The sequence below is a fragment of the Nocardia abscessus NBRC 100374 genome (assembly GCF_000308455.1).
GTDB classification, from domain to species: Bacteria; Actinomycetota; Actinomycetes; order Mycobacteriales; family Mycobacteriaceae; genus Nocardia; species Nocardia abscessus.
The window spans coordinates 1-7,293 of the sequence record NZ_BAFP01000243.1; the positions used below are offsets into that span (position 1 = coordinate 1).

A 7,293-nucleotide genomic window follows, 5' to 3' on the forward strand; every position below is an offset into this window, starting at 1 on the left:
AGGCGCCTGCTGGCCACCGGCGACGATAGGACGGTGCGGTTGTGGGATGCGGCCACCGGCCATCAGGTCGGCGACCCCCTCACCGGCCACACCGGCGCGGTGCGGTCGGTGGCGTTCAGCCCGTACGGGCGCCTGCTGGCCACCAGCAGCGCCGATAAGACGGTGCGGTTGTGGGATCCGGCCACCGGCCATCAGGTCGGCGACCCCCTCACCGGCCACACCGGCTTGGTGGGGTCGGTGGCGTTCGGTCCGGCCGGGCGCCTGCTGGCCACCGGCAGCCACGATGGGACGGTGCGGTTGTGGGAGGCTCGGCGGTCATAGCCGGGGCAAGAGCATCCTGTCCCGGCGTGGGTGCCCGTTTGAGTTGAGCCACAAGACTTCTCGCCGTGCCCAGGACAACGAGCCGAAGGCACCGATATGCGGGTCAGTTCGATACACGCCGATGTTCGAAGTCCCCTGCCCTGACCGGAATCCGCAGCTCACCTGTGCAGACAAGTTCGAAAATCCACAGGGATCGCGAACACGAAGCGGCGGGCCGGATCTGGGTCAGAACGTTCGTTTCCACACACCCACCGAAACGATGCGCCAACGCCCTCAACCCGAATCCGCCCGATGCACATATCGACGCGCGTTCGAGAGTTTCGGGTTTGTACCGTCGCGCCCGCGCCCTCGTAGATGGCCTGCGGTAGCCCGAGGCGAATCAGTGAGGTCGGTGGGGTAGCAGTAGCAGTTGCGTGCGGCCCTCGGCGTGAACTGTCGTTGTCTTGATGCGTTCGACCTGTGCTTTCTTGTCCTGGATGTGGATGAGTGTGGTCTCGAGGCCGACGACCTCTCCTTCCCATTTGTTCGCTCTGGCTTCATCGAGCAGAAGCATCGTGTCGGATTCGATGGCCAGCAGTCGCGGCAGTTACGTCGGTTCCATGCGCATCATCGGGCACCGGACACAGGCTTCTCTGAACTAACTGGCCGTGCCCATCCCGGCGTTGCCCGAACGCACTCTTCTGGCTGATGACAGTCAGAATTCCTTACTGGGTTCGGAACGCTTGGACCGTTCTTCGAAAGGCGATGCCGGGCCTGCCCGAGGTTGGCGGGCTCCCGCCCCGGCCGTCGCGCCGCACGCGCGCATCAACCACCGTGACACTCGGCCAGGACATCGGCCCACCTTCGACGCTCAACGAACCGGCAACCGCGAACGGCGTTCCGGAGATAGCCGGGACCTGGCCGCAACGGCACGCTCCGAACGCGTCCCGGAGCGTGCCGTCCTGCCTCAGCTGGTGCCGTCCTGCACCGGATAGTCGATGATGACCACACCGCCGGTGGCGTAGTTGACGACATCGGCGGCCAGCCGCTGGCCTTGCGGCGACTCCCGCGCCGCGGCCAGGGCGGCGGCGTCAGCGAAGTCGCCTTCGAAGACCGCGAAATACGGCGCTTCTCCGTTGGTCGCCGCTACATCGAAGCTGTAACGCCAGCCAAGCAGGCCGGGCCAATTCATGACCAGTGGAAGGTGGTTGTTCACGTAGTAGTCGCGGAAGTGGTCAGGGTCGGCGGCGAGGGCACAAGGATGCCGAGGCCGCAGTTTCAGCTCAGCACAGCCATCACCTCGGCAGGCTGGCGCCGAGATCCTGGGTTCGTCGATCCACATCGGCAAGGTGATCGAGGGAAACAACCGCGCTCACCGGCGAACCGCATCCCGTCGCGATCGGAGCGTTCGCCGTAACCGGCGCCGCAGACCGCGTCGGCTTCGGCGCTCATCAACGCCTGGATGAAGGTGGACATCATGTCGCGCAGCAGATCAGGGCTTGCGACGGCGAGTTGATCCGACACCATCTCGGACGGGTCGATAGGCTGGACAGCGGTCATCGCGTGGTTCTCCTTCGAGTGACTTTGGTCGGTCTCTTGAAGGATCACGCGGTGACCGTTCTCTTTCCGGCTACGACACGCTCAGGCTTTGCTGGCGTCTGGTCGTACACCACTCTGATGGACTCAACCTAGTAGCGGTGGGGCGATACCGAGCGCCCACCCGCATCTATCGCTCCCGCATGATCCTGCTACGTGCCAACGGTTTGAACAGAGCAATTGCCCATCGGAGATGGTCTTCGCCCCTTGCCGCATACGGCGGGTATTCGTCGCCGGATCACTGTTGTGGGGCATGGCCCCGGACGACTTCCGCTACGACGGCACCGGCGCCGTCCTGTGCCTGGCCATGAGCCGTTCCACCACAGCCTCGAAGTCATTGCTGCGGCGGCGATCCGGGCATACCGATATCGGTGTGTCCGCTACCCGACTGGGCCATCCGGGTGGCCTGTGCTCGTTTGCCTCGAAGGTGAGGGTGAGTTCGAGCCCTTCGATCTCCCCTCGCCAATTCTCGTCACGGGCGCGGCGCAGCCGGGCGATGAGGTCTTGCTCGAGTTCATCCAGTCGCGGCAGCATCTTGGGATTGACGCTCAGCATCGGGCAACGTATGCAGGCGTTAGATGTCCGATGCTACGGGTCGATCCCCGACAACGCGGCAGACTTATCGAAATCGCGCGCAATCTCACCGACCGCATCACCGAAGCCAGAGCCAACGGATGGCTCGGTGAAGTCCAAGGACTTCAGATCAGCCTGAAGGCAGCCCGCCAGAAACTCGCTGCACTCGAACAACTCGCACGTCATAATCTCAGTACCGGCCCTGTCACCATAGGAATGCCATCGACGCCCGAACCACCCAGATAGCCCATAGCTCGAAATGCGTCACGCATGCCAGTAACCGAGGACAGGAGAACCCACTCCTAGCGAGATTTCGCGAAGTAATGCCTGAAGCGCCTGAGGAATATCAAAAATTCCCAGCGACCCACGGCCCCATCTATGGTCTAATAGCCGTATGACTGATACTCCGGCAATAATTTCAAATTCGCTAGCAGCACATCTCCGTGCCGCATCGACAGTGATATGGGACTTCGACGGAGTTATCGCGAATACGGAGCCGGTTCAGGAACAGGCCTTTACAGAAACCCTGCGCCGCATGAACATAGCTCCACCTAAAGATTACTTCACAGACCTCATCGGCATGCCGGAACCTGATATTTGGCAAGACCTGGTGTCGAAATACGAAATAGCATTACCGGCAGCAACGCTAATTGACGAGCGGTCTAGGTATTACTTGCGGCGCGCAACTGAACTGAATCTCCCTATGTCGAACCTATACTAGAGATCTCAGATAAGGTCCGTGCAAAGTCATTGATCGTGAGCGCCGGTCGCTACAGGCATGTGGACACACTACTCCGAGCTTGGGGCATTCGCGACAGATTTTTCTCAGTACTTTGCACTGGATCCCCCGACGTCCCACAGCCGTTCTCGAAACCGGAACAGTTGAAGACCGTGCTTGAAAATGAGCTCCCGCCCGTAGTTATCATCGAAGACAGCCCCAAATATCTTGCCATTGGAGGTGCGGCCGGAGCCGTTACTGTTGGCGTCACCCACGAGTTGAACTCTGTTTCTCAAGCACAGGGTTGGGATCACATCCTACGATCCTCTGCTCTATAGCACCGCAAAATACGCCAGTTCTATGAATTTTTCATACCGCGGCACACAATATTCGATGAAATACTTGGCATGCCTTTTCTCTATCTCCGACAGATGACTTTTTGCCGACTCGATCTCGAAAATTTCCGCGTCAACCAGAAAATAGATCGCGGCCGCAACATGCGACATCAAGGCAAGTTGTCGCATGAAATCCGGATTTCGGTATTCATTTTCACTATAGCCAGATATAAAAGACTCCACAGTCTCCTCAGGTATTGCAAATGGGGTCGTCGAGGCATGAAACAACGCGAGGGAAACATCGAATAAACGCGGCGCCCACGCGGCCTTCTCCCAATCCAACACACTAACCTGACCTGCTCCGAGCAGCAGGTTGTCCGATTTGAAATCCGAGTGTACAAGCGACGCCTCCCACGACGCGTCCCGAAGCTTCACGGCAGCCCTCTCCAGCAGCTTCCTGGCCTGGCGTACTAAATGATTATCAGAAGTCCGCAATTCCCTGAAATTCGCAAGCGGTTCTTTATAGAACCACTCACGCCTTAAAGAGGCCGGAATTGGCGTTCTGTGCAATATCGCAAGTTGTCTTCCGCACTTTCGAATGGTTGCCGAGTCCTTAATATCCTCGTCACTGAGAGTTGCGCCAGCGACAAAGGGACGAAATGACGCGGCAATCCCCTTTTGTGTACCAACCCAAAGCGCATCGCCTGGACCATTCAAGATAAAGTTTCGGCAAGCTTTCAGTATCTGGAAATCGCGTCGCACTTCACTTTCATCCCGAAAGAGGTCCAATCTAACAACATATTCTCCACTAGAGTCACTAACAACATAGTTCATAGAGGACACACCAGCCCTTATCGGCCGAGGTTCAACCGAACTAGACAACACCACCGATGCCACATCCGCCGCTATCGAGAAGAGCACTTCTTGATCGACAGACTTCGCCACCCGATCCCTAACGGTCATGACTCGTCCCAGGCTATTAGAATTGGGTTGTACTAATTATTGCAATCCATGTTAGACCGAAAAGCGTTGGCATCAATCGAGCAACTATCGCTGTATTTGAGAATCTCCAAACAGTATGCGCCCTTCCAGCTCGCGTCTCGTCATACTCTGGTAACTCGGCAGCGCAGCGTCGCTTCAAACCGTCCAGAATGAATTTTTGTTTTGCCTGCACGTACAACCAGATTACCGAGAGGGTAAATCCCAGAATGCCAACGATAAGTCTATGGTATCCGGTTTCGATTTGATTCGATGTTGCCACAATCAAGAGAAAGGACTCACTCCGGACGCGGAGCCTGCCACTGCCCGACCCGAATCGTGTTCTCTGGCGCTTCGATCGGCGCCACAGGAGCCACCGGTTCAGGCAGGTGCAACTCCTCGATCCGGACCGGCTCCACCGGCTGCTCAGGCGGTGGCGCCGGACGCGACGGTGCAGCGTTGCGGACCTCCGGCGACTGCGAGTAGTAGATCGGGGGCGCCGGCTCCGGCGGTGCGGGTACCGGCTCGGGCTCCTGTGCCGGTGGAGGCGGCGGAGGCGGTGTGGTGGTGCCGGGCTGAGCCGGGCTGGTGACGCCCGGCTGATCAGCAATCGCGGCAAGGCTTTGGCTGGCACTGGCGGTGCCTGCGGCTGCCATCATCACTGCCGCGGGCACCATGGCCGCCAGGATTGCGCGGCTACCTTGGCCGAAGCTGCGCGAGCAGCCTCGCCCCCAGCGCACGTTGTTGTCGTGATCGCCGTGTACTGCGTCCTCGCCATAGGGTAAGTGAGTATGTTTTCTGATTTTGTGCATGCCGAATAGACCCCGTCGGGAAGGTATGGAGAAGAATTCTTATGATCGGAATGCGCCGCAGCGCGTGGTGATTCCTTACCTCCCAGCAGTGAATCACTGCTGGGAGGCCGCATCTCGAGGCGAGATGGTCAGATGAACGGCAGGATGAGCGCCAGTGCCTGGGCTGCCACGGACAACCCGTTGGAGAGCACAGACAGGCCGGTATTCACCCATCCGAGAACGATCAGAGGATCCATCGGTTTCCTTTCAGCGGTCGAACTTGCGTGTCCATCAAAACCCCTCCCGCGCGGCAAAATCCAGTGTTTCGGCACAGCGAATTTGCGTTAACGCAGCCAGCGTTAACCTGCAAAACGGGTGATACGCTGCGGCGTTCCGGACCATTTCACGCAGCCAGCGATAAACAAATTCTTCTGTACATCTAGACCCTCCGACACAGAAACGACCCAGGTTCGTCGTATAGGCAGATATGCCGAAGCCTCCCGAGCCTCGCCTATCAGCGTGCACAGGACAACGATCGAACAGCAGGAATCAGAGAAGGTCTGCTACAGCGGATAGCCGCAGCACGCGACCCGCGTAGACGCGGGTAGGGACGCAGCTCGAAGTCAGGGGCCATCAGCTGCACTCTCGTGCTTCTGACGTGAGCTAAGAAAGGACGGCCGACTATTCGAAAGGGCGTTGCGGAGGTATGGGGCGGCGGCGCTGTTTCCGCCTACGAGTCGGCCGGCGGCGATCGGCTGTTTGCGGTTTCGCAAGATCTGGTGCTGATCGTGAGCGCGGATGGCTGGCGGTCGACTGAATCGCCGCAGCGATGTCGCTTGCGGTCAGGCACCACGATCGGCCCGCTTTGTGGCCTTGCAGACGTCCCTTTCGCAGCTGTTCTTCGTACCAGCGTGTGGATTTTCGCAACGCTCGAGCGCCTACCGCGACGGGATATGTCGGCTCATGCGGCAGATTGTGGGTAAGGTTCGCCGACGGATCCGCTGAGCCGTCCTTTACATGCTCGCTCAATTCACAGACCTGACTGCCATTGCCGCCAGCGCCAGAACGGATTCGCAGTTGCGATATGGACGAGCTGGCGAGCGGCTACGAGAATCTCTGCACTTAGAATACCGTGAGGGCGATGCGGGCAATTCAACGACAGGCGCCAGTCGATCGCTGCGCGGAGAGAGATTACGAAATGCCTCGCCCTGGCGCGAGGCATTGATCGTAGGTGCACGCGGTAGCAAGGGACGATCGCTGCCCACGTCATTTTGTGCAAGAACAGCGTCTAGGCTACCCCGATGTTGGGTCCGCGATATCGCACCGGAAGAGCGGTGAGCAGCAGGACGTCTCCGGTCTGACTGATCTCTGACATGGTCAAGCTGTAGGAGATCAGCTCTCCGGTATCGATGTCGCGCCAGTGGAGTTGGTCTCCGGTGCCGCGGCCGTAGGAGATGTTGATGCTGCTGGCCCAGAGCCGGGCGAACGCACTGTTGGGACGCAGCTGTCGCATCAATTCTCGGGCCTGCTCCGACGTTCGGTAGCGTCCCAGTACTGCTTTGGTGGTGGCGACCGAATGAGCAGCCTCACGGTCCCAATCGATCACGATGTCTCTCGCAGCCGGACTGAACAGCCATACCGGCACCGACTCGCTGGCATCAAGTCCAGGCAGTGCTGACCGGAACGAATCGTTACAGGCCAACACGTTCCACATCGGATCCATGTAGGCCCCGAGCACTCCCCGTTCCTCGAGGGCATGGATGTGGGTCATCAGTCCGTCGTTCTCGCGAACGAGCCGACGGAGGTTCTGGGCTGGGGCGAGGTCCTCGGCGGGCGCGCGGAGTTCGAGAAGGTGACGTGCTTGCGCGCTATCCAGTCGGTATCCCTGGATCAGCTTGTTGAGCGTTTCCAGACTGGGTATGCGCTCGCCGCTTTCGATTTGGTTCAGGTATGACGCACTGACCCTGGTGCGCTCGTAGCTACCGACCCGTGATAGCCCCAA

General features: G+C 59.3%; 9 protein-coding genes and 2 pseudogenes. 3 read left to right on the top strand and 8 right to left on the bottom strand.

The annotated features are described in order from the left end of the window. The coding region (locus tag ON19_RS31075; RefSeq protein ID WP_043700921.1) for a hypothetical protein at positions 1-321 on the top strand (321 nt) is incomplete at its 5' end. Between the two features lie 379 nt (positions 322-700). Here the strand turns inward: ON19_RS31075 and ON19_RS42325 are convergent. The 3 genes and pseudogenes from ON19_RS42325 to ON19_RS42330 all read right to left on the bottom strand — a co-directional run. Continuing rightward, on the bottom strand, positions 701-874 hold the full coding sequence (locus ON19_RS42325; RefSeq protein ID WP_157229906.1) for a hypothetical protein: 174 nt from the start codon (positions 872-874) through the stop codon (positions 701-703). A 393-nt stretch (positions 875-1,267) separates the two neighbouring features. Then, entirely contained in the window at positions 1,268-1,642 is a 375-nt protein-coding gene (locus ON19_RS31080) for an EthD family reductase (protein WP_083899728.1), read from the bottom strand. A gap of 56 nt (positions 1,643-1,698) precedes the next feature. Then, a pseudogene (locus tag ON19_RS42330) lies at positions 1,699-1,860 on the bottom strand (transposase); the annotation flags it as partial. A gap of 242 nt (positions 1,861-2,102) precedes the next feature. On the opposite strand from ON19_RS42330, the pseudogene ON19_RS45110 reads away from it, so the two are divergent. Next, a pseudogene (locus ON19_RS45110) lies at positions 2,103-2,203 on the top strand (YnfA family protein); the annotation flags it as partial. Here the strand turns inward: ON19_RS45110 and ON19_RS42335 are convergent. Further along, the gene (locus ON19_RS42335; RefSeq protein WP_051169458.1) at positions 2,170-2,451 is read right to left on the bottom strand and encodes a hypothetical protein; all 282 of its coding nucleotides are present in this window, start codon (positions 2,449-2,451) and stop codon (positions 2,170-2,172) included. The pseudogene ON19_RS45110 and the gene ON19_RS42335 sit on opposite strands and share 34 nt — an antisense overlap. A 412-nt stretch (positions 2,452-2,863) precedes the next feature. Between ON19_RS42335 and ON19_RS40865 the strand changes: the two genes are divergently transcribed. Beyond that, positions 2,864-3,190: an HAD family hydrolase gene (locus tag ON19_RS40865; protein ID WP_083899730.1), complete on the top strand. Its 327-nt coding sequence runs from the start codon at positions 2,864-2,866 to the stop codon at positions 3,188-3,190. A gap of 104 nt (positions 3,191-3,294) precedes the next feature. Here ON19_RS40865 and ON19_RS42340 read toward each other — a convergent pair whose 3' ends face one another. The 4 genes from ON19_RS42340 to ON19_RS40875 all read right to left on the bottom strand — a co-directional run. Then, on the bottom strand, positions 3,295-3,462 hold the full coding sequence (locus tag ON19_RS42340) for a hypothetical protein (protein ID WP_157229907.1): 168 nt from the start codon (positions 3,460-3,462) through the stop codon (positions 3,295-3,297). A 57-nt stretch (positions 3,463-3,519) separates the two neighbouring features. Then, on the bottom strand, positions 3,520-4,485 hold the full coding sequence (locus tag ON19_RS40870) for an aminoglycoside phosphotransferase family protein (RefSeq protein WP_083899731.1): 966 nt from the start codon (positions 4,483-4,485) through the stop codon (positions 3,520-3,522). Positions 4,486-4,799: 314 nt separating this feature from the next. Beyond that, a complete protein-coding gene (locus ON19_RS31100) occupies positions 4,800-5,177 on the bottom strand; it encodes a hypothetical protein (protein WP_043700925.1) in 378 nt (125 codons plus the stop codon). Between the two features lie 1,402 nt (positions 5,178-6,579). Then, positions 6,580-7,293, bottom strand: a 714-nt coding sequence (locus ON19_RS40875; protein WP_157229908.1) for a helix-turn-helix domain-containing protein, incomplete at its 5' end; no start/stop codon positions are given.